This window comes from Pseudoxanthomonas sp. z9, assembly GCF_006542425.1.
Lineage (GTDB): Bacteria > Pseudomonadota > Gammaproteobacteria > Xanthomonadales > Xanthomonadaceae > Pseudoxanthomonas_A.
Genome location: NZ_VFID01000007.1, coordinates 18,940 through 40,606, shown reverse-complemented (window position 1 = coordinate 40,606; position 21,667 = coordinate 18,940). Strand labels below are relative to the sequence as shown.

The following is a 21,667-nucleotide window of genomic DNA, read 5'->3' as shown; positions in this document are numbered from 1 at the left end:
GGCCACCTTCGGGTGGCCGCTTTTTTTTGTATGATGCGGCGCCATGAATGCATCGATTTCCGAGCTGCTCCGGCGTGCGGAACAGTTGGCGGGGCAAAAGAACTGGGGAGAGGCGAAGGCTGCTTATGAGGCGATCCTGGCCCATCAGCCCGGCCATGCGGCGTCGCTCCTCCAGCTTTCCTATATTGCATCCCTGCAGGGGCACTATCGAACGGCGTGCGACTATGCGTTGAGAGCGGCTGTGGCCAAGCCGAAGGAGCAAGCGTCGCTGGCCGAACTGGCCAAACGTCTGCGCACATTCAACGAGGCGGAGGTACTGCAGGATTGCTTGCGTGGATTGGGCAGCCTGGACCGAATTCCCATTCCGCTGTTGGCGGCTTTTGCCGCGCAGTTCAGCTATCTCAACCGGCAGGAGGATGCGATGCGACTGCTGGATGAGGCCAAACGTGCTGATCCGGATTATCCGCCAACGTTGATGGCCCGGGCTCAGGTTCTCATGTATCTAGGACGATTCCAGGCCGCAGAGCAGGATCTGCAGTACTGCCTGCGCCGCGCGCCGGAGATTGCCCATGCCTGGTGGCTGATCTCCCGCCTGCGCAAGCAGAGCAAGGAGGCGAACCATGTGGACCGGTTGCGCCGCCTGCTGGCCACGCCGGGCAAGCGCCCGGACGAGGTCGCGCTGCTGGCCTATGCGCTGCACAAGGAGCTGGACGACATCGGCGATTTCGCCGGCGCGGGCGAGGCATTGACGCTGGCCTGCCGGGCCAAGCGGTCGACGCTGAAGTATCAGAGCGAGGAATCGCGGCGGCTGGTCGATGCGCTGATCGCGCTTCCCACGGGAACCGGCGATATGCGGACGCCAGGCGAGGCCGAGGCGGGGCGCGTGCCGATCTTCATCGTCGGCATGCACCGCTCCGGTACCACCCTGCTGGAGCAGTTGCTGGACGGTCACAGCGACATCCACGGCGTCGGCGAGTTGTACGACTTCACCAGCCAGATGCGTTGGGCGACCGACTACCATTGCCGCGGGGTCATCGACGAGACGCTGGTGCGGAAGGCGGCGGCGGGCGTGGACTATGCCGCCGCAGGGCAGGGCTATCTGCAGAAAATGGAATGGCGGCTGGGGAAGGAGCGCTTCTTCACCGACAAGCTGCCTTCCAATTTCCTCAACATCGGTTTCATCTGCCAGGCGCTGCCGCAGGCGAAGATCCTGCACATGGTCCGGGATCCGGTGGAAACCTGTTTCTCCAACCTGCGCGAGCTGTTCTCCGACGCCAATCCTTATTCCTACGACCAGCAGGAACTGGCCGATTACTACCGCCAGTACGAGCGCCTGATGGCGCATTGGCGCCAGGCGTATCCCGGCCGGGTCCTGGACGTGGACTATGGCAGGCTGACCCGCGACACCGAGGCGGTGCTGCGGGAAGTGACCGATTTCTGCGGGGTCGGGTTCGAATCCGGCATGCTGGCGCTGCAGGAGCGGACCCGCGGGGTCGCGACCGCCAGCGCCGTGCAGGTGCGTGACCGGGTGGTCGCGCTGGAACGGCCGAAATGGGCGCCCTATGAGGAATACCTGCAGCCGCTCATCCGGGGGCTACGGTCGGGAACCGCTTAAACCTTTCCCGGCGGTAGCACATCCAAAGGGATATGCTGAATGCCGCCGTGACCGACCTGATGACCGACACGACCGCCCTGGCGGCCGCCGAGACCGACAATGGCCTGGTCCGGGCTGCCGTCGGCGGCGACATGCACGCCTTCGAAGCGATTTACCGCCGGCATGCCAGCCGCATCCACGGCGTCATCCAGCGCCTGGTCGGTGGCCAGGGCGTACGCGCGGATGACCTGACCCAGGAGGCCTTCGTGCGCGCCTGGCAGGCGCTGCCCAAGTTCCGTTTCGAGAGCGCCTTCAGCACCTGGCTGCATCGGCTTGCGGTCAATACCGCACTGATGGAATTGCGCTCGCGCCGGTCGCAGCCGCTGTTCGATGAAGACGACGACCGCCTGGACGATCTGGGCATGGCTGATTCCGCGGGCTACCAGACCGCGCTCTCGCTGGATCTGGAACGGGCCGTGGCAACGCTGCCGCCCCGCGCGCGCGCGGTGCTGGTGCTGTACGACGTGGAAGGCTGGAAACACGAGGAAATCGCCAGCGAACTTGGCATGGCGGTCGGCAGTTCCAAGGCGCAGTTGCATCGTGCCCGGCAACTGCTGCGCGAAAGATTGGGAGTAGCAGCATGAACGAAGAAAACGACCGCCTGCGCTGGCAGCTGAAAGGGCTGCGCCAGGACATCCCCCCCACCCGTGACCTGTGGCCGGGGATCGCCGCCCGGATCGCGGAACTGCCGCAGCCGGCCGAGGCCGCGCCGGCATCGCCGGACGCGGACACGATCCGCACGCGCGGCGGGCCGCGTCGGCTGGTGCCCTGGGCGATGGCGGCCTCCGTGCTGCTGACGGTCGGGTTCCTGTGGCAGGCCACGCACCTGACGCCGCCCCAGGAACCCCTGATCCGGCAGGAAGCGGTGCAACTGACCCGCGACTACCAGGGAGCACTGGCGCAGATCCAGGGCGCCGAGGCCCATCCGGAGCTGGGAGGCGCCCTGCGGGAACTCGATCGCAGCGCCGAGGAGATCCTCGCCGCGCTGGATCGCGCACCCAATACGCGCTTCCTGCTCGAGCAGTTGCGCCGCACCTATGCCAAGCGCCTGGCGTTGACCCAGCGCGCCATGATGAGTTGACCAAGGAGCCTTCCATGTACACGTTCAGAACTTCCGTGCTGCTGCTGTCGCTGGTCATGGCGTGTCCGGCACTGGCCGGGACGCCCATCAACGAGAGCCGTCCGCTGGATCCGCGCGGACGCGTGGACGTCAGCAACCTCAAGGGCCGCATCCAGGTCCGCACCTGGGACCGGCCCGAGGTCAAGATCACCGGTACGTTGGGAGCCGGGGTCGAAAAGCTCGAGATCGATGGCGGTGGCGAACACCTGAATGTCTCCGTCGAGTATCCGAATGGCGGTGGCTGGGGGGAACGCCGCAGCGAGCCGACCGATCTGCAACTCATGGTGCCGCTGCGCGCGGACCTCGAAATCGACTCGGTGTCGGCGGACGTCGACGTCGAGGGCGTGGCGGCGGGTTCGCTGTCGATAGAATCAGTCAGCGGCCAGGTGGTGGCGATCGGCGCGCCGCGTAGCGCCGACATCAGTTCGGTCAGCGGCGACGTTCGCTTGACCCTCAACAGTGCCGAAGTCGATGCCCAGACCGTGAGCGGCAGCCTGACCCTCAATGGACGCCTGAATGGCGAGGTCACCGTCGAGAGCGTCTCCGGCAACGTCAATGTCGCCGTCAGGGACGAGCGCCTGCGCGAGTTCAAGGCCAATACGGTCAGCGGCGACCTCCGGGTCAGCACTGGCGTGGCGCCCAAGGCGGAGTTCCACATGGAGACCGTCAGCGGCAACGTGCTGCTGATCGTGCCGAAGAACCTTTCGGCCTCCGTCCGGGGTGAGACCTTCAGTGGCGATCTCCGCGCGCCGGGGGTGAAAGTCGAGCGTGGCGTCGGGCCGGGTGCCAGTTTCCAGACCCGTTACGGCAGCGGCGACGGCGACATCAGCCTGGAGACCTTCTCCGGCAATGCGGAGCTCCGCTTCGAGTAAGGCGCATCGGTATCCGGAAAGCAGAAAGGCCGCGGAAATCGCGGCCTTTCCTGTATCCGGGTTTTGTGGCGCGGAACCGTCCGGGGAGCCGCCGGCGAATCAGAGATCCTGCTCGTAACGCACGTAGGGCACCGTGCCTTCGTCAGCCTTGTCATTGCTCAGCGAGAACGGATTCTTGCCGCGGCTGATGACGTTCTCGGCGCCCACGGTCAGCTGGCCGCTCCACGGCGTGCGCCAGGTGAAGCCCAGGCCCAGGCCTTCCCATTTGCCCGGCTGGCCCGGCACATCGACGACGCGACCGATGATGTTGGCGCTGAAGGGGCCATAGCCGCCGCCCACCGTGAAGGTCTTGCTGTTCCAGTGATCGGCGATCGCCGGCAGATCCGACGCCGGCACCAGGCGGGCGCGGGCGACCGCGCCGCCGATGGAGACGAAGCCCTCGCGGCCGATGTTCTTCTCGCCGAACACCGCCAGATCGTTCTGTTCGACGCGTCCGCCGGAGACCTTGCCGCCAGATAGCCAGACGGGGAGGGTGTCGCGACCGGTGCCGGCCGACAGGCCGAGACGGCCGCCGGGACGGCTGAGGGTCGCGCCTGCGCTGATGCGCTGGCCGTTGGCTTCATCGCTGTCCAGGGCCGCCAGCATGCAGTGGCTGGCCAGGCTGCCGATGTTGCCGACGATGCCGCTCTGCCGGTTGCAGACCAGGCCCAGCGAATCGCCGGCTTCCAGGCCGAAGGCCGCGCTCAGCGTATTGCTGCCGAAGCGCCAGCGCGCGCCCGCGGAGGCTTCACCGGTGGGTTCGAGCAGCAGCACGGCTTCGACCTTGCCGTTGGCATTGTTCAGGATGGGGAGTGCGGTCGGCGCGGCGCGCTCGGACTTTTTCTGCTGGCTCTGCGCAGCCGCGCCCGTTGCCACGCCAAGGGCGAGCAGAACGGCTAACGGTAGTCGCAGATGACGCAGTTTCATGGCTCGCTTCAGACCCCGATCGTTGACACGGAGTTCCCCTCCCGAAGGGGAACTGATGCTATGCCGTTTATGTTTCTTTAACAAGTCCCCAAGACCCGTCTGGTCCCCAAAATAACGCTACTGGAGCCTGGCAGGGGCCTCGATTCCGACCGACGGTTGGGCAAAAAGTTCCGCGATCTGGTTGGTATTAAATTGGTATCTCTGGCCGCAGAATTCGCAACGCACTTCCGCCGTTCCATCCATCAGCGCGGCGTGGGCTTCTTCTTCCCCCAGCGACTGCAACATGGCCGCGACCCGATCACGGGAGCAGGAGCAGCCAAAGCGCAGCGGCCGTTCGGCCATCCGTTCCGGCACCTCCTCGTGGAACAGGCGATGGATCAATTGATGAGGAGGAATGGCCAGCAGTTCGTCCTCGGACAGGGTGTCGAACAGCGCGCCGACCCGGTGCCAGCCGTCGGCGTCGCCCTCGTCGCCGGGCAGCTTCTGCAGCATCAGGCCGGCGGCGCGTTCACCGTCGCTGGCCAGCAATAGGCGGGTCGGCAACTGCTCCGACTGGCGGAAGTAGTCCTCGAAGGCCTCGGCCAGCGATTCGGCATCTAGCGACACCAGGCTCTGGTAGCGCTGCGGCTCGCGCGGATCCAGGCCCGGATTCTCGATGGTGATGGCCAACAGGGCATCTTCGCCGAGGGCGCGCAGATCGCGCGGGGCGTCGTGGCCGTCCTCGAGTTGGGCGATGCCGCGCAGCGTGCCCGCCGCGGTGCATTCGGCGAACAGCGTGCGCAACGCCGCGCGGCTGCGTAGCTGGATGGAGAGGCGGCCATCCACCTTGGTGTGTCCGGTGAACAGCACCGCCGCCGCGCTGGCTTCGCCCAGCAGCGCCGCGGCGGCGGGCGGATAGGCTTGGTGCGAAAGCAGTTCGCGCCACGACTGATCAAGGTGCACGGTCACGCCGCGCACGCCGGCCTTGGGCAGCAGGAAACGGATCTGGGTGTCGTTGTCGGGGCTGGGGTTCACGAGGGCTCCGGGATGCGGGAAAACCGGCCGCATCGGCATAATGCGGCATTGCGATGGCGAAGGATGGTGTGACGATGGGGGCGAATCCGGCCTTCCTCAAGACGGCGGGCCAGGAAGCGGGCGGGAAACCGACCCGCCGCCGCCGTTGGGGCCGATGGCTGTTGGCGCTGCCGTTCCTGTTCGCGGCGGCGAGCATCCTGCAGGTCGTGGTCCTGCGCTTCGTCGATCCGCCGCTGTCGGCCTTCATGGTGGCCCGCCAGTTCGAGGCATGGACCGAAGGCGACTGGGGTTTCCGCATCCAGCACGCCTGGCGGGATCTGGACCGGATTGCGCCGAGCCTGCCGCTGTCGGTGGTGGCGGCCGAGGATCAGAACTTCGCCGGGCACAATGGTTTCGATTTCAAGGCCATCGAGAAGGCCCGCGCGAGCAATGCCAAGGGACGCCGGCTGCGCGGCGCCAGCACCCTCAGCCAGCAGGTCGCCAAGAACCTGTTCCTGTGGCAGGGCAGCAGCCGGCCTTCGCGCTGGATACGCAAGGTATTCGAGGTCTGGTACACCCTGCTGATCGAGACCTTCTGGCCCAAGTCGCGTATTCTGGAAATGCACGTGAACATCGCCGAGTTCGGTGATGGTGTCTATGGCGCCCAGGCAGCCGCCCGACGCTATTGGAGCAAGGATGCGTTACGACTATCGCCGGCCGAGAGCGCGCGGCTGGCGGCGGTGCTGCCGGCACCACGTCGTTACAGCGCGCGCAATCCGGGCCCTTATGTGCAGCGCCGTGCCAACTGGATCCAGCGTCAGGTGAGGCAAATCGGCGGGGTGGCCTATCTTGAGCAATTGGATTGAGTGGCATGAGCAATGAACTGCTGACCGTGGTGATTGCGGCACGTAACGAGGCCGAGGCGTTGCCGCGGCTGCATCCCCGCATTACTGCAACGCTCGACGGGATCGCCACCGTCCAAGGGCGTGTTCTCTATATCGATGACGGCAGCACGGATGACACATGGAAGGTCATGCAGCGCCTGGCGACCGAGGATGGGCGAGTGTCGCTGTTACGGCTCTCGCGCAACTTCGGCAAGGAGGCGGCACTTACGGCTGGACTGGATCAGGTGGTCAAAGGTGCTGCCGTCATTCTCGATGCCGACGGGCAGGATCCACCGGAACTGATTCCTCGTTTCGTGGAAGTGTGGCAGCAGGGTTATGACAACGTGCACGGCACCCGCATCGCCCGCGAAGGGGAAAGCTGGCCCAAACGCTTGACGGCACATCTGTTCTACCGCGTCATCGGCCGTCTCTCCAAGACACCCATCCCGGCCGACACCGGTGATTTCCGCCTGCTGTCGCCGCGCGCGCTGGAGGCATTGCGCGGGCTGCGCGAGCGCCATCGCTTCATGAAGGGCTTGTTCGGCTGGGTGGGCTACCGCCAGACCGCCATCGCCTACCGGCGCGAGCCGCGGTTGGCGGGCGACACCAACTTCGGTTTCTGGAAGCTGTGGAACTTCGCCCTGGAGGGCATCACCAGCTTCTCCACCGCGCCCCTGCGGGCGGCGACCTACCTGGGTGTGTTGACCGCGCTGCTGGCGTTCCTGGCCGCGCTGTGGGTGGTGGTCAAGGCGATGTTGTGGGGGGACCCGGTGGCTGGCTGGCCAACGATGATGGCGGTCATCCTGTTCCTGGGCGGCGTGCAACTGGTCGCGCTGGGCATCATCGGCGAGTACCTGGGCCGGCTCTACGAGGAGTCCAAGCAGCGTCCGCTGTACCTGGTCGATGTATGGCAACCCGGCGCCGCAGGAGTATCCTTGGGCCAGCCCTCTCGACCATCCGATGGAGGCAGTCATGCGCACGGTTCGCCAGCTGTTGGGGGCCAAGAGCCCTGAGGTTTTCGCGGTTTCCCCGGACGATTCGGTACTCGATGCCATCAAGCTGATGGCGCAGAAAAGCGTGGGCGCGGTATTGGCCATGCAGGGGGCCAGGTTGTGCGGCATCGTTTCCGAGCGTGACTACGCACGCAAGGTGGTGCTGCAGGGACGTTCCTCGGCCAACACGCCGGTGCGCGACATCATGACCGGGCGGGTGATCACCGTCGGCCCGGACGACACGGTCGATCGCTGCATGCAGATCGTCACCGAACACCGCATCCGCCACCTGCCGGTGCTGGAAGGCGATCGCGTGGCCGGCGTGATCTCGATCGGCGATCTGGTCAAGGCGGTGATCGAGGACCAGCAACTGGAACTGGACCAGCTGCAGCGCTATATCGCCAGTTGACCTCAACGCGCGTGCTTCAACGCGCGTATTGGCCGCCGCAGCCGGCGTCCTTGCCCGGACCCAGTTCCAGGGTGGCCAGCAGTGCGGCCGGCGGCGCGATGCTGCCCAGCGCCAGCGCGGTCGCGCCACGCAGCCCCAGGCGCTTGAGGTCGGGGCGGAACGAGGGATCCCGGAAGGTTCCGCCGACCACCAGCGGCGAACGCAGGGCCAGGATGCTGCGATCCTTCGGCCGCGGCCGCAGTTCCAGATCCAGGGTTTCCTCCTTCAGGCTGATGTCGCCCTTGCCGACGATCAGCGTGTCGGTGGTATCGAATGCCAGCGTGCGCGCGTGCATCACGCCGTCCTGCACGGCGAAGTCGCCGAACGCGCAGCGCACCGGAACGGTCTTGTCCTGGGTCAGCAGGAATTTGAGCGACTCGGCGACGTCCAGTCCGGCGAGTTCCATCAGCAGGTTGCTGATTCGACCCTGGCCCATGCCGATCGCGATGTCGCCGTCGGCGCTGCCGAGGATGCGCGCGACCGAGTTGCCGGTGCCGGTAATGGCGACATCGCCGCCGATGCGGCCGATGGCCGTGCGGGTGATCTCGGCATCCGGGAACAACCGCGCCAGGTTCAGCCGGCGCAGCGAGATGTCGGCGCGGGTACGGATGGTGTCGGTGCGAGCATCCATGCGGATGTTCGAGCGGATGTCGCCTTCGGCGACGCCGAAGTTGAGCGGATCCAGGTGCAGCAGGCCGCCGTCCAGGCGCAGGTGCGCGTCCATGTCGTCCAGAGGCAGTTTCGGCGCGTTGATGCGGTGTGCCTTCCAGCGCACGTCCGCATCCATCGCGCGCAGCTTGGCCAACTGATAGGGCGTATCGGGCAGCACGCGCGCATCCGCGCGCTGCTCGGCCGCTTCGGCCTTCTGTTCGGCGTTGCTGGTTTCCGTGCCACCGGTTTGCGGCGCCGCACCCACGAAGCCCGCCAGATCGTCGAAGTCGAGGCGTCGCGAGACCAGGTCCGCCTTCAGCAATGGACGCACGCGGCCGACCGTCACGCTGGCCGAACCGCCAAGATCGCTGTCGCCGACCTGGCCGGTGAAGCCGTCGTAGCGCCAGGTATCGCCATCGCGGGTGAAACGCCCGTCCAACCGGTACGGGGGCGTGGGGGGGATGGCGATGCCGAGCAGCGGATACAGATCCTGCATGTCGCGGCCAGCCAGCTGCAGCTTCAGATCGAAGCCACGCAGGCGCAGCGGATCCAGCAGGTTGCCACGCGCATGGGCGCGGGTGGCGCCGGCCTGCGCGCGCAGGTCGATGCGGTAGGGTTGGTTGGCATCGCGCAGCGCCAGCGGCGAGGCGGCCTGTCCCTGCAACCGGAAGGACTCGCCGCTCCAGTGGCCGCCGCCCTCGATGGCCACCGACGGCGCGCTTTCCTTGCCCCGCGGGGCCACGCTGTTCAACCGGATATCGATGTCGGTTTTTTCCGGCGCATCGAGATAGCGCAGGCGTCCGTCGCGAACCCACAGGCGATGGAAACGCAGATCCGTCTCGCCGGAGGCCCCGAAGTCCCAGTTGCCCTTGTCACCGGGTCCGGTTTCCAGGCGCAGGGCAGGTTCGATCAGGCGAATCTCGGGAATGCGGACTTGTCCCCGCAGCAGCGGCCAGATTTCGATGTCCAGTTCCACGCGCCGTGCCGTCGCCATGGTCGGTTCCCGCGACCATGCCGCGTTGCCGAAGCGAAGCGCGTCGCCGCGTACGGTGGTGACGCGTCCCAAGTCCACGTCCAGATTGCCGCCGATGCGGAATTCGCGACCGGTGCGGGCCTGGACCTGGCGTTCGAGCGGACCCTTGAACCAGTTCCAGTCGAACAACGCGATCAGCACGGCCACGAGCGCCACCAGCAGCGCGAGGACCATGCCCGTGCGGCGCGATGGCCGGGGCCAGCGGAATGGCGTCTTGCGGGCAGGGACGCGATTCATGCGTCAACTTAGCCAGCGCGGTTGTTCAGGCCATGCGAAAGCCGGGTCAAACCGGGTTTCGCGTGTTCAGCCGGGGGACGGCGCGCTCAGCCGCCCGCCAGGCGCGGGCGCAGGACCTGTTCGGTGACCGCGATGTAGTGGCAGACGCTGCCGGCGATCACGAACAGGTGCCAGATCGCGTGCGAATAGCGGATCGACTCGCGATGATAGAAATAGGTGCCGAGCGTGTAGAAGAGTCCGCCGGCCAGCAGCCAGCCCAGGGTCCAGGCATCGAGCGAGGTCAGCATCGGCTTGATGGCCACTATCACCAGCCAGCCCATCGCGATGTAGATCAGGGTGGACAGCAGCTTGAAGCGACCGGTGTAGAACAGCTTGAAGATCACCCCGCCCACCGCCAGCGTCCAGATCGCCGCGAACAGGCTCCAGCCCCAGGGACCGCGCAGGCCGATGAGGGTGAACGGCGTGTAGGTGCCGGCGATCAGCAGATAGATCGCGCAGTGGTCGAACACCTTCAGGCGGCCCTTGGCGATCGGGTGCTGGATGGCGTGGTAAAGCGTGGAAGCCGTGTACAGCAGCAGCAGGGTCACGCCGAACACGATCGACGCACCGAGTTGCCATCCGTCACCGTAGATGGCTGCCAGGGTGATCAGCACGGCGCCGCCGGCCAGGGCGGCCATCGCGCCCAGGCCATGGGTCAGGGCGCTGGCGATCTCGTCACGGATGTGCGCGGCGCGCGGGTGGGAGTGTTCGGCGGTCATGCGTGGACGTTACCGCAACGCAGCAAGCGCTGCATCCATACGCCGCCCGCGCCTTCAGCATGGAGCCGGAAAACACGGACGGCGCGCGGGGATCAATCCACCGCGGCGGCGTGCGCGTGCTCGCGGGTGGCCAGGAACTGCACGGCCGGCGCGCGTTCCTGCGCCAGTTGCAGGTTGACCCGCGTCGGTGCCAGGTAGACCAGCTGCCCGGCCGCGTCCAAGGCCAGGTTCATCGCGTTCTTGTCGCGGAACTCCTCCAGCTTCTTTGCGTCGTCGCAGCGGATCCAGCGGGCGGTGGCGACGCTGACGTTCTCGAAGCTCGCGTCCACGCCGTACTCGTCCTTCAGGCGGTAGGCAACCACGTCGAACTGCAGCATGCCGACCGCGCCGAGGATGAGGTCGTTGCTCATCAGCGGGCGGAAGAACTGGGTCGCGCCTTCCTCGCTGAGCTGGGCCAGGCCCTTCTGCAACTGCTTGAGTTTGAGCGGATCCCGCAGGCGCGCCCGGCGGAACAGTTCCGGCGCGAAGTTGGGAATGCCGGTGAAGCCCAGCGATTCGCCTTCGGTGAAGGTATCGCCGATCGAAATGGTGCCGTGGTTGTGGATGCCGATGACATCGCCCGGCCAGGCTTCGGCGGCGATCTCGCGATCGCTGGCCATGAAGGTCAGCGCGTTGGCCAGCTTGATGTCCTTGCCGCTACGCACATGGAAGGCCTTCATTCCGGCCTCGAAGCGGCCCGAGCACACCCGCATGAAGGCGACGCGGTCGCGATGCTGTGGATCCATGTTGGCCTGGATCTTGAAGACGAAGCCGGTCAGCTTGTTCTCGGTTGGCTGCACTTCGCGGCCGGTGGTGGCGCGCGCCTGCGGCGAGGGCGCGTGCTCGACGAAGAAGTCCAGCAGCGGCTGCACGCCGAAGTTGTTCACGGCCGAACCGAAGAACACCGGGGTCTGCCGGCCGTCGCGGTAGGCCTGCAGGTCGAAGGGATGCGAAGCGCCCTGCACCAGTTCGAGTTCGTCGCGCAGGTTGGCCAGCATCTCCGCGCCGATGCGCGCTTCCAGCTGCGGATCGTCCAGCGAGGCGAAGATGGTCGAGTCCTGGCGGGTGAAATTGCGGCCCTGTTCGTACAGGTGGACTTCGCCGGTGAGCAGGTGGACCACGCCCTTCAGTCGGCTGCCCATGCCGATCGGCCAGGTGACCGGCGCGCACTGGATGCCGAGCACGCGCTCGACTTCGTCCAGCAGTTCGATCGGCTCGCGGCCTTCGCGGTCGAGCTTGTTGATGAAGGTCATGATGGGGGTGTCGCGCAGGCGGCACACTTCCATCAGCTTGATGGTCCGCTCTTCCACGCCCTTGGCGACGTCGATGACCATCAACGCGGAGTCGACCGCGGTCAGCACGCGGTAGGTGTCCTCGCCGAAATCGGCGTGGCCCGGCGTGTCCAGCAGGTTGACGATCTTGCCTTCGTACGGGAACTGCATCACCGACGAGGTGACCGAGATGCCGCGTTCCTTTTCCAGCGCCATCCAGTCGGAGGTGGCGTGGCGGGCGGCCTTGCGGCCCTTGACCGAACCGGCCATCTGGATCGCGCCGCCGAACAGCAGCAGCTTTTCGGTCAAGGTGGTCTTGCCGGCGTCAGGGTGGGAAATGATGGCGAAGGTGCGGCGGCGCGCGGCTTCGGTGGCGACTTCGGACATGGCGACGGCGCCCGCGCGGGCGCTGGGAGACGGGGAAAGTCGCGAATTATAGCGGGTTGGGCGCGCCCGCCGGGGCGGTACCGGCGGGCAGGCCGATGGGGCCGGACCCGGCATGCTGGCTGGGGAACTGGAGTTGCCCCAGCGGACCGAACATCCTGAACGGAATGGATTCCAGCGCCATGCCGCGGTTCACCTGGACCACGAAATGCAGGTGCGGGGCGGTGCTGAAGCCGGTGTTGCCGGACAGCCCGATGCGCTGGCCCTTGCGCACGTACTGGCCCTCGCGGACCTGCACGCCTTCCGGCTTGAGATGTGCATAGACGGCCATGCTGCCGTCGCCGTGGACGATGCGGATGAAATTGGCGCGGCCGCCGAAACGCTCGCGGTTCAGGCCGGCCTTGTCGAAGTCGGACTCCACCTGCATCACCATGCCCTCGCGCGCGGCCAGGATGGGCGTGCCCACCGGCACCGCGAAGTCGATGGCGTACAGGTTCTGCGCGTCGTTGTGGCTGAATCCGCCGCCCGGTCCCTGGTCCACCCGCACCCGCCCGTATTCGAAGGGCAGCCGGTATTCGTAGTCCTGGCCGTGCGCGGCGGGATCGCCCGGCAGGGAGTCCAGCGCCAATTCGAAATCACCGCCACGCAGGGGATCGCGCATGGAAATGCTGGCGACCATGACGCTGCTGCGCGCCGGCACCACCGCGGTCGCCGGCAGGGCGGGCTGGGCGGCGACGTTGCTGTTGCGCTTGAAGCCCAGGCGCACCTCGACCGGCCCGTGCAGCAGGTTGTCCGCCCATGCCTGGTAGCGCAGGCCGCTGCGTTCCAGCCTCAGCCGCACCTGTGCGCTGGGGGTGTTGTGGAAGCGCAGCACGTCCACGCTGGCGTCCACCAGTTCGCCGGCCTCCGGCGGTTTGTCGCCGTACTGGGTATAGCCGTGCTTGTCCTTCCAGCGATACAGCCGTGCCGCCTCGCCCGGGACGGCGCCAGCGAGCAGCGTGGCGGCGGCGAGGCAAAGCAGGGATGTGCGCAGGGCGGGGTTCACGGCAGGCAGTCGTTTCCAAGGTTCAGGGCGCGCGCGACGTCGCGCAGGTCGAACGCGGCCAGTGATTGATCATTGTGCAGGGCGAACAGCGCGCCGGCCGGGAAGCGCCGGGTCGACGCCGCGTAAAGGGTCTCACCATCGGTGTTGCTGACCTGTTCACCGCGGAAGATACCGCGCGGCGCCAGGCTGGTGCGATCGAACACGCGGAACAGGGTGGGAGTGAGCTGGTCCACCGCGATCCAGTAGCCGCGATCCACCGCGCAGGGCCACAGCGCGATGCCTTCGGCGTCCGCGTCGAACGCGGGAAGGCTGAGTCCGCGGTATTGGCCGGACAGGGTGTAGTCGCGCAGGGTCGAGCCGACCCGGCGATCCTCGTCCGCAATCAACAGCCGATCGTGCAGCGGATCCCCGGCGATGGATTCGACCATGCGCAAGGCGCCGGCCTCGTCGGTCGCGCCGAAGCTTCCCAGCAGGCGCCATCGCACGCTTCCGTCCTCGTCCTCCTCGACCCGGAAATGCTTGATGCGCTGGTCGAGCTCGCTCAGCGGCGGCAGCTTGCCGGTGCGGAAGTCGGCCATGAAGCTGTCGGTGACGAACAGATCCAGCTGGCCGGGTCCGGTTTCGTCCAGCCAGAGCCCGTAGGGCACCTTCAGCGCGTCCTGTCCGATCTGCGCCACCGGGGTGAATCCGGGCAGGCGCATCACCTGCACCCGGTGGTTGTCTCGCTCGGCGACGAACAGCAGGTCGCCGAACACGGCGATGCCGTTGGGCCGGTTGAACTGTCCCGCTGCCTGGCCCGGGCCGCCCACCGTGCGCAGGCGTTCGCCGGTGTCGCCGTCGTAGACCGCCAGGCGATGGCTGGACTTGGCGGTGGCGATCAGCCAGACCCGTCCGTCTTCGGTCGGCCAGGCCGCCAACGAGTCCAGTTCATCTTCCGGAACCGGGGCGGAGACCCAGGCTTCGGGAACGATGGCATCGGCGGTGGTGGTCGGCGTCGGTGCGGGAGGGCGGGAGGTGTGGTGGCTCTGGGTGGCGCAACCGGCCAGCAGGGCCAGGGCGCCAGCAAACAGGTATTTCCGGGTCATCGCGGGATTATGCGGCATGGGTCACGGAGCCGGGAGGGGGTAGTCCGGTAGATCCATCGCTCCATCCGCATAAAGCGATTGACATCGGGAAAAACCGCTGGCAAAGTGCCGGTCACCATCGAGACCGGCAGAGGGACAGGCCCGAAGAAGCCGGGGCAACCAGCGATGCGCAAGCGTCGTGGTCGGTGCCAAATCCTGCGGGGACCTTTGCGTCTGCCCGAAAGATGGTTCGTACCGTGCCTCCGCACGGCGAACGCGAGCTCCGCGAAAGCTCGATGGCCGCAAGTCCCCTCTTCACCGGACACCGCCATGAGCTTCGCCACCGCCGCCGCGTCTTCCCTGTCGTCCTTGCCCGCGTCCTGTACGGCCGATGCCGTTCTCCTTGCCCAGGACGGCATCACCGCCCGCCGTGGCGAAATCGCGCTGGAACTGGAGATGCGCCACGCGGGCCGGCACCTGATCCGGCTGCGCTATGAACTGTCGGGCGCGGTGGACGCACCGGTGGTGTTCGTCGCCGGCGGCATTTCCGCGCACCGGCACCTGGCCGCCAGCGCCACGTTCGCGGAAAAGGGCTGGTTGAACGATCTGGTCGGCACCGGCCGCGCGCTGGACCCGGCACACCACTGCCTGCTGGCGATCGATTTCATCGGCGCCGACGGCAAGCTCGACGCGCCCATCGACACCGCCGACCAGGCCGAGGCGATCGTCAAGCTGCTGGACGCGCTGGGCATCCGCCAGTTGCATGCCTTCGTCGGTTATTCCTACGGTGCGCTGGTCGGCCTGCAACTGGCGGTGCGCCATCCGGCCCGGCTGGCAAAGCTGGTGGCGGTCAGCGGCGCGCACCGCGCCCATCCGTATGCTGCCGCCTGGCGCGCGCTGCAGCGCCGCGCGGTCAGCCTGGGCCAGTTGCAGTGCGCCGACGCGGAAGGACTTTCGCTGGCGCGCCAGTTCGCCATGCTCAGCTACCGCACGCCGGAAGAATTCGAGGAGCGCTTCGACGCCGCTGCCGAGATCGTGCATGGCCGCGTGCGCTGCGCCGCCGAGGACTACCTGGACGCCGCCGGCGCGCAGTACGTGGCGCGCACCCCGGTCACCGCCTACCTGCGCCTGTCCGAATCCATCGACCTGCATCGCATCGATCCGGCCGCCGTGCGCGTGCCCACCACGGTGGTCGCGGTCGAGGGTGACCGGCTGGTGCCGCTGTCCGATTCCGTGGCCCTGGTCGAGGGGCTGGGCACGCGGGGCAACCTGCGCGTGCTGCGCTCGCCCTATGGCCACGACGCCTTCCTGAAAGAAACCGATCGCATCGACGCGATCCTCAGCACTGCCCTGCGCGGCAACGGAGAAAACGCATGAGCCAGTTCGAAGCCGCCGGCGACCACCCCTGTCGTCCCGCCACCGCCGCCGTTCGCGCCGGCATCGACCGCGATACCGCCTATGGCGCGGTGACGCCCCCCATCGTGCTGTCGTCGAACTTCAGCTTCGACGGCTTCGGCAACAAGCGCGAGTACGACTACACCCGCAGCGGCAACCCGACCCGGGATCTGCTGGGCGAGGCGCTGGCCGAACTGGAAGGCGGCGCCGGCGGCGTGATCACCTCCACCGGCATGGGCGCGATCAACCTGGTCCTCAATGCGCTGCTGCAGCCGGGCGATCGGCTGGTGGTGCCGCATGACGCCTACGGCGGCAGCTGGCGCCTGTTCAACGCGTTGGCCAAGAAGGGCCACTTCGAACTGATCACCGCCGACCTGACCGACCCGCGCTCGCTGGCCGACGCGCTGGCGCAGTCGCCGCGGCTGGTGCTGATCGAGACGCCCTCCAACCCGCTGCTGCGCATCACCGACCTGCGTTTCGTCATCGACGCCGCGCACAAGGCCGGCGCGCTGACCGTGGTCGACAACACCTTCCTCTCGCCAGCCTTGCAGAAGCCGATCGAGTTCGGCGCGGACCTGGTGGTGCACTCGACCACCAAGTACATCAACGGTCACAGCGACGTGGTCGGCGGCGCGGTGGTCGCGCGCGATCCGGACGTGCACCAGCAACTGGTGTGGTGGGCCAACGCGCTGGGCCTGACCGGCTCGCCGTTCGACAGCTTCCTGACCCTGCGCGGCCTGCGCACGCTGGACGCGCGCCTGCGCGTGCACCAGGAGAACGCCGACACCATCGCCGGCCTGCTGGAGCATCATCCGGCGGTGTCGAAGGTGTACTTCCCCGGCCTGGCCTCGCACCCGGGTCATGCGCTGGCGGCGCGCCAGCAGAAGGGCTTCGGCGCGATGCTGAGCGTGGAACTGCATGGCGGCGAAGCGGCCGTGCGCGCGTTCGTGGAAGGTCTGCGCTATTTCACCCTGGCCGAATCGCTGGGCGGCGTCGAGAGCCTGGTCGCGCATCCGGCTTCGATGACGCATGCGGCGATGACCGCCGAAGCGCGCGCCAAGGCGGGCATTTCCGATGGCCTGCTGCGCCTGTCGGTCGGCATCGAGGCGACCGAGGACCTGCTGGCCGATCTGTCCGCCGGCCTGGCGCGCGCGCAGCGCGCCGCCGTGGAGGCCGATCGAAAACTCGCCGACGCATGAGCGCGGTCGTCCAGCTTCCGGCGGCGCGCCGCCGGCCTTCGCCGCGCCTGGCGCTGCTGGGTACCGGCGTGGTCGGCAGCGCGTTCGTGGATCGCTACGCTCGTCTGAGCGAGCGCGTCGAGGGCCTGCCCGAGTTCGCCTGGCTGGCCAACTCGCGCAGCGTGCAGGCCTGCGCGGCGGCGCCTGTCGATGCGCTGGACGCCGCCCGTGCCGCGCCGGCGCGCGACGCGGAGCTGCCGCCGTGGGCGGAAGCCGAATCGCTGCGCGACGGCGACATCATCGTCGACGCCACCGCCAGCGACGCGGTGGCCGACTGGCATGCCGAGTGGCTGGCGCGCGGCATCCACGTGGTCACCGCCAACAAGCTGGGCAACGGCGGCGCGCTGGTGCGTGCACAGGCCATCCAGCGCGCGCGCCGGGATTCGGGTGCGCACTACGGCGACAGCGCCACGGTCGGCGCGGGCCTGCCGCTGCTGCGCAGCCTGCGCGCGCTGGTCGCCGGCGGCGATCGCATCCATCGGGTGGAAGGCGTGCTGTCCGGTTCGCTGGCGTGGCTGTTCAATCATTACGACGGCATGCGGCCGTTCTCCGGCTTTGTGCGCCAGGCGCGCGAGGCCGGCTATACCGAGCCGGATCCGCGCATCGATCTGTCCGGCGAGGACGTGCGCCGCAAGCTGTTGATCCTGGCGCGGGCGGCCGGCCTGCCGTTGCAGTCGGAAGACGTGAAGGTCGAGTCGCTGGTGCCGGCGGCATTGGCAACGTTGACGATCGCCGAGCTGGACGAGGCGCTTGGCCAGTTCGACGCGCCGCTGGGCGCGCATTTCCGCGAGGCCTACCGCAACGGCGAAAAGCTGCGTTTCCTGGGGCGTTTCGACGCCGAAGGCGCCAGCGTCGGACTGCGCACGCTGGCCGCGGATCATCCGCTGTGCGGCGGCGGCGGCACCGACAACCGGGTCGCGATCTTCAGCGACCGCTATCCGGACCAGCCGCTGGTGGTGCAGGGCCCCGGCGCGGGCGCGGAAGTGACCGCGGCCGCGCTGCTGGACGACGTGCTGGCCATCACCGCGCGAGCATAGAGCCGGGCTTGCCCGGCTTGCGGGAAGGTTTGGAGAGAAGGGCAGCGGAGCGAGCTCCGCTCTACGCGCCGCCGGATTCCGTCAGCACTCGATGACGTTGACGGCCAGGCCGCCGCGGCTGGTTTCCTTGTACTTGTCCTGCATGTCGCGGCCGGTGTCGCGCATGGTCTTGATGACCTTGTCCAGCGACACCTTGTGCTTGCCGTCGCCGCGCATCGCCATGCGGCTGGCGTTGATTGCCTTCACCGCGCCCATCGCGTTGCGTTCGATGCAGGGAATCTGCACAAGTCCGCCGATCGGATCGCAGGTCAGGCCGAGGTTGTGTTCCATACCGATTTCGGCGGCGTTCTCGATCTGGCTGGGCGAACCGCCAAGCGCGGCGACCAGGCCGCCGGCGGCCATCGAGCAGGCCACGCCGACCTCGCCCTGGCAGCCGACCTCGGCGCCGGAGATGCTGGCGTTTTCCTTGTAGAGGATGCCGATGGCGGCGGCGGTCAGCAGGAAGTCGAAGATCCGCTGTTCGCTGGAGCCGGGGCAGAACCGGTCGAAGTAGTGCATGACCGCGGGGATGATGCCGGCCGCGCCATTCGTGGGTGCGGTGACCACGCGTCCGCCGGCGGCGTTTTCCTCGTTGACCGCCAACGCATACAGGTTGACCCAGTCCAGCGTGGTCAACGGGTCGCGCATGTTGGCTTCCGGCTTGCTGGCCAGTTCGCGGTGCAGGGTGGGGGCGCGTCGCGAGACGTGCAGGCCGCCGGGCAGGGTGCCTTCCTCGCGGATGCCGCGGGTCACGCAGGCCTGCATCGCGCTCCAGATCGCCCGCAGTCCTTCGCGGATCTCGTCCTCGCCGCGCCAGCACTTCTCGTTCTCGAACATCAGCTGGGCGATGCTCAGTCCGCTGCGCTGGCACTGCGCCAACAGCTCGTCGCCGCTCTTGAACGGATACGGCAGCGGGGTCTCGTCGGCGACGATGCGGTCCACCGCCGCGTCGTCCTGGTTGACCACGAAGCCGCCGCCGACCGAGTAGTAATCGCGGGTCGCGATGACTTCGTCGCTGGCGTCGTAGGCGGTGAAGCGCATGCCGTTGGTATGGTAGGGCAGCTTCTGCCGCTTGTTCATCAGCAGGTCGCGCTTCTCGTCGAAGGCGATCGCGTGGACACCACCCAGCTGCAGGGTCTTGCTGCCGCGGATCCGTTCCAGCGCCGGCGGGATGATGTCCGGGTCGATTTCGTTCGGATAGTGGCCTTCCAGGCCCATCAGCACGGCCTTGTCGGTGCCGTGGCCGCGCCCGGTCAGGGCCAGCGAGCCGAACACCTCGGCGCGGATTCGCGCGACGTCGCGCAGGCGGCCGGGTTCCTCCAGCCAGCGCGCGACGAACCGCGCCGCCGCCCGCATGGGGCCGACGGTGTGGGAGGAACTCGGCCCGATGCCGATCTTGAAGAGGTCGAAGGTACTGACTGCCATGGCGCGTATTCTATGCCGTCGCCGGCGAAAGCCGCTCCCGCGACGCAACAGATCGGATCCGGAGATGGCACCCTTGTCCCCAGCCCTGACCCTCTACCAGCGCGACGATTGCCATCTGTGCGACCTGGCCCTGGCCGTGCTGGCCGAGGCGCGGGTGCCGGATTTCGAGAGTGCGTTCATCGATGGCGACGACGATCTGGAAGCGCGCTACGGCGTGCGGGTGCCGGTCCTGCGCCGCGCGGACGGGGCCGAACTGGATTGGCCGTTCGACGTGGCGGGGCTGGCGCGTTTCCTCGCCGGTTAAGGGCGCCGGGCGGAGGCGGACGGCAGTTCGATCGGAATCGGCGGCCGTCCGCCGGTCGCGTCGCAGCCGCCTGCATCGGCGCCCGGGCGCAGGCGAAGGACGCCGGCGGCGGTGCCGTCGTGCAGGCGCAGGCGGTCACGCAGGGCGGGGGTGATCAGCACCTCGCCTTCGTGGCTGACCAGCAGCGCGCAGTTCAGGTGCATGCGCCGGACCGTTGCATCGAAGCCGGTCGGCCCGGCCACCATCAGCGCGGTCGCGGCCATGTCCGCCAGCACCGGGTCGATGGCGATCACGCTGGCGGCGGCGCTGGCCTGCCCGGGTCGGCCACTGCGCGTGTCGACGATATGACCGCCGTCCTGGCGCGTGCCGGCGCGGCGGCGCTGGTAGTCGCCCGACGAGGACAGCGCCTCGCCGTCGCGCAGATCGATCGCCCCGAGCACGCCGCCCGGACCGCGCACGCCGGCGGTCCAGGGACGGTGGCCGTCGCGGCCCATCGCCAGGACGAAACCGCCGACGTAGAGCAGCGCGTCGTCGACCCCTTCCGCGCGCAGCAGTTGGCGCATCTGCGCGGCCGCGTAGCCTTCGGCCAGGCCGTTGAAATCCAGTTGCACCTCGCGGCGGCGGGACGTGACGATCCCCTGCGCATCGACCTGTATCTCGCGCATGCGCGGCATCGCCGCGCGCAGCGCGGCCACCTGCTGCTCGGTCGGTGCGGCGGTGCGTACCGGATATTGGCTGGTGTGGAATCCCCAGGCGGCGATGAGCCGGCCGGCGGCGGGATTGAACAGGCCGTCGCTGCGCGCGTCGCCGATCGCGGCGGCCCGGATCAGGCCGGCGATGTCGCGCCCGACCCGGTGCGGACGGCCTTCCGCCAGCGCGGCATTGAGGCGGGTGAGGTCGCTGGGCTCCCACGGATGCCAGGCGCGGTGGTCGTGGATCAGCAGCGGGCCGATGGCGGCCAGGGCGCGATCGGCGGCCTCCCGGTTCGGTGCGCGCAGTTGCACCGAGACCCGGGTGCCGAAGGCCAGGTACTCCCCGCGCGCTTCCACCCGCGGACGCCACCACAGCATCGCGGCGGTGATCAGCACCGCGGTCACCGCACAGGCGAGCACGCCCTGCCAGACGCGCGGGCGTGGCGCGGTGTTCACGCCGGCCGGCCGATGACCTGGTACTCGATCATTCGCTGGAGGATGGCAGGCGTCCATCGGCGATGGCCTGGAGAACGATCTCGAACACGTGCTTGCGAACGTCGGCCTGGATGTCCAGATCCGGCGCGATGACCGCGCCGTCGGGCAGGTGCAGGTGTGGACTGCCAACAGCCAGGCCGGCGTGCGACACCGGCGCGGTATCGAGCCGCCACGACCGCTCGCCGCGCCGCCATTCGAACGACCAGTCGCGCGGCGTCAGTACGCGCGCCAGCACTTCCAGTCCATCCTCGCCGCGCAGGCCGAGCCCGTCCAGGTGCCGTTCGGGCGGATGGGCCAGGAACGCGGCCGGCAGATCGTCCGGAACGCCATCGGCGATCGCCGGCCACTCCGCGTCGTCGCGGATATGCCGGCAATGCCAGTCCAGCAGTTCGCGCGCGGCCTGCTGGCGCTCGCGCATGAGTTCCAGCGCCAGCCACGCCTCGTAGCCGGGATGTTCGGGCAGGCGGCCCGCGCGGATCGCCGCGAGCACGGCGCCCGCGTCTTCGCAGTCCAGTTGTTCCAGCAGCTCCTTGTGCCGCTCGCGCAGTTCGAACATCTGCCGGGACAGGCCGGCCATGCGGGTGGCGACAGCGGGTTCGATGCCGGTGAAGAAGGGATCCATGTCAGCGCC

The 21,667-nt window shown here is 68.1% G+C and carries 21 protein-coding genes and 1 riboswitch; of the genes, 11 read left to right on the top strand and 10 right to left on the bottom strand.

Annotated elements, in window-relative coordinates:
• The first annotated feature begins 43 nt into the window (after nucleotides 1–43).
• Genes FG323_RS07270 through FG323_RS07255 form a run of 4 tightly spaced genes read left to right on the top strand, consistent with a single transcriptional unit; the run spans nucleotide 44 to nucleotide 3,646 of the window.
• Nucleotides 44–1,615, top strand: a complete 1,572-nt coding sequence (locus FG323_RS07270; protein ID WP_141453864.1) for a sulfotransferase — start codon at nucleotides 44–46, stop codon at nucleotides 1,613–1,615.
• Between the two features lie 59 nt (nucleotides 1,616–1,674).
• A complete protein-coding gene (locus FG323_RS07265; RefSeq protein ID WP_141454576.1) occupies nucleotides 1,675–2,238 on the top strand; it encodes a sigma-70 family RNA polymerase sigma factor in 564 nt (187 codons plus the stop codon).
• Entirely contained in the window at nucleotides 2,235–2,735 is a 501-nt protein-coding gene (locus FG323_RS07260) for an anti-sigma factor (protein WP_141453863.1), read from the top strand. The genes FG323_RS07265 and FG323_RS07260 overlap by 4 nt, the downstream gene beginning before the upstream one ends.
• 14 nt (nucleotides 2,736–2,749) lie before the next feature.
• On the top strand, nucleotides 2,750–3,646 hold the full coding sequence (locus FG323_RS07255) for a DUF4097 family beta strand repeat-containing protein (protein WP_141453862.1): 897 nt from the start codon (nucleotides 2,750–2,752) through the stop codon (nucleotides 3,644–3,646).
• 99 nt (nucleotides 3,647–3,745) lie between these two features.
• Here the strand turns inward: FG323_RS07255 and FG323_RS07250 are convergent, their stop codons facing one another.
• Both FG323_RS07250 and FG323_RS07245 read right to left on the bottom strand, forming a co-directional pair.
• Nucleotides 3,746–4,576, bottom strand: coding sequence for a hypothetical protein (locus tag FG323_RS07250; RefSeq protein WP_181444172.1), 831 nt, complete (start codon nucleotides 4,574–4,576; stop codon nucleotides 3,746–3,748).
• 153 nt (nucleotides 4,577–4,729) lie between these two features.
• Complete coding sequence (locus FG323_RS07245) at nucleotides 4,730–5,626, bottom strand: Hsp33 family molecular chaperone HslO (protein ID WP_249889796.1); 897 nt, start codon at nucleotides 5,624–5,626, stop codon at nucleotides 4,730–4,732.
• A gap of 74 nt (nucleotides 5,627–5,700) precedes the next feature.
• Here FG323_RS07245 and mtgA point away from each other — a divergent pair, with 74 nt between their 5' ends.
• From mtgA to FG323_RS07230, 3 genes are read left to right on the top strand one after another with little or no spacing between them, the layout of a single operon-like run.
• A complete protein-coding gene (mtgA, locus tag FG323_RS07240) occupies nucleotides 5,701–6,471 on the top strand; it encodes a monofunctional biosynthetic peptidoglycan transglycosylase (protein WP_141453860.1) in 771 nt (256 codons plus the stop codon).
• Nucleotides 6,472–6,476: 5 nt separating this feature from the next.
• Nucleotides 6,477–7,502 carry a glycosyltransferase family 2 protein gene (locus tag FG323_RS07235; protein WP_141453859.1) on the top strand — a complete coding sequence of 342 codons (1,026 nt, stop codon included), beginning with the start codon at nucleotides 6,477–6,479 and terminating at the stop codon, nucleotides 7,500–7,502.
• Nucleotides 7,462–7,890 (top strand): CBS domain-containing protein, encoded by a 429-nt coding sequence (locus tag FG323_RS07230; protein ID WP_141453858.1) that lies wholly within the window; start codon nucleotides 7,462–7,464, stop codon nucleotides 7,888–7,890. The genes FG323_RS07235 and FG323_RS07230 overlap by 41 nt, the downstream gene beginning before the upstream one ends.
• A gap of 16 nt (nucleotides 7,891–7,906) precedes the next feature.
• Here the strand turns inward: FG323_RS07230 and FG323_RS07225 are convergent, their stop codons facing one another.
• From FG323_RS07225 to FG323_RS07205, 5 genes are all read right to left on the bottom strand, one after another.
• Nucleotides 7,907–9,850 carry an AsmA family protein gene (locus FG323_RS07225; RefSeq protein WP_141453857.1) on the bottom strand — a complete coding sequence of 648 codons (1,944 nt, stop codon included), beginning with the start codon at nucleotides 9,848–9,850 and terminating at the stop codon, nucleotides 7,907–7,909.
• Nucleotides 9,851–9,936: 86 nt separating this feature from the next.
• A complete protein-coding gene (locus tag FG323_RS07220) occupies nucleotides 9,937–10,608 on the bottom strand; it encodes a hemolysin III family protein (protein ID WP_141453856.1) in 672 nt (223 codons plus the stop codon).
• Nucleotides 10,609–10,700: 92 nt separating this feature from the next.
• Entirely contained in the window at nucleotides 10,701–12,305 is a 1,605-nt protein-coding gene (locus FG323_RS07215; RefSeq protein WP_141453855.1) for a peptide chain release factor 3, read from the bottom strand.
• Between the two features lie 46 nt (nucleotides 12,306–12,351).
• The gene (locus tag FG323_RS07210) at nucleotides 12,352–13,347 is read right to left on the bottom strand and encodes a peptidoglycan DD-metalloendopeptidase family protein (RefSeq protein ID WP_249889802.1); all 996 of its coding nucleotides are present in this window, start codon (nucleotides 13,345–13,347) and stop codon (nucleotides 12,352–12,354) included.
• A complete protein-coding gene (locus tag FG323_RS07205; protein WP_141453854.1) occupies nucleotides 13,344–14,450 on the bottom strand; it encodes a phytase in 1,107 nt (368 codons plus the stop codon). Before FG323_RS07205 ends, FG323_RS07210 begins: the two co-directional genes overlap by 4 nt.
• Before the next feature lie 94 nt (nucleotides 14,451–14,544).
• A riboswitch (SAM riboswitch) is annotated at nucleotides 14,545–14,663 on the top strand.
• Nucleotides 14,664–14,741: 78 nt separating this feature from the next.
• Between FG323_RS07205 and FG323_RS07200 the strand changes: the two genes are divergently transcribed.
• Genes FG323_RS07200 through FG323_RS07190 form a run of 3 tightly spaced genes read left to right on the top strand, consistent with a single transcriptional unit; the run spans nucleotide 14,742 to nucleotide 18,081 of the window.
• Nucleotides 14,742–15,788 (top strand): homoserine O-succinyltransferase, encoded by a 1,047-nt coding sequence (locus FG323_RS07200; protein WP_141453853.1) that lies wholly within the window; start codon nucleotides 14,742–14,744, stop codon nucleotides 15,786–15,788.
• A complete protein-coding gene (locus FG323_RS07195) occupies nucleotides 15,785–17,005 on the top strand; it encodes an O-succinylhomoserine (thiol)-lyase (protein WP_141453852.1) in 1,221 nt (406 codons plus the stop codon). Before FG323_RS07200 ends, FG323_RS07195 begins: the two co-directional genes overlap by 4 nt.
• Nucleotides 17,002–18,081: a homoserine dehydrogenase gene (locus tag FG323_RS07190; RefSeq protein WP_141453851.1), complete on the top strand. Its 1,080-nt coding sequence runs from the start codon at nucleotides 17,002–17,004 to the stop codon at nucleotides 18,079–18,081. The genes FG323_RS07195 and FG323_RS07190 overlap by 4 nt, the downstream gene beginning before the upstream one ends.
• Before the next feature lie 81 nt (nucleotides 18,082–18,162).
• Here the strand turns inward: FG323_RS07190 and FG323_RS07185 are convergent, their stop codons facing one another.
• Entirely contained in the window at nucleotides 18,163–19,545 is a 1,383-nt protein-coding gene (locus tag FG323_RS07185; RefSeq protein ID WP_141453850.1) for an L-serine ammonia-lyase, read from the bottom strand.
• Nucleotides 19,546–19,609: 64 nt separating this feature from the next.
• Between FG323_RS07185 and FG323_RS07180 the strand changes: the two genes are divergently transcribed.
• Nucleotides 19,610–19,849 carry a glutaredoxin family protein gene (locus FG323_RS07180; RefSeq protein ID WP_141453849.1) on the top strand — a complete coding sequence of 80 codons (240 nt, stop codon included), beginning with the start codon at nucleotides 19,610–19,612 and terminating at the stop codon, nucleotides 19,847–19,849.
• Here FG323_RS07180 and FG323_RS07175 read toward each other — a convergent pair.
• Both FG323_RS07175 and FG323_RS07170 read right to left on the bottom strand, forming a co-directional pair.
• Nucleotides 19,846–20,997 carry an FAD:protein FMN transferase gene (locus FG323_RS07175; protein ID WP_181444116.1) on the bottom strand — a complete coding sequence of 384 codons (1,152 nt, stop codon included), beginning with the start codon at nucleotides 20,995–20,997 and terminating at the stop codon, nucleotides 19,846–19,848. The genes FG323_RS07180 and FG323_RS07175 overlap by 4 nt on opposite strands.
• A gap of 28 nt (nucleotides 20,998–21,025) precedes the next feature.
• Nucleotides 21,026–21,658 (bottom strand): hypothetical protein, encoded by a 633-nt coding sequence (locus FG323_RS07170; RefSeq protein ID WP_141453847.1) that lies wholly within the window; start codon nucleotides 21,656–21,658, stop codon nucleotides 21,026–21,028.
• Nucleotides 21,659–21,667 lie beyond the last annotated feature (9 nt).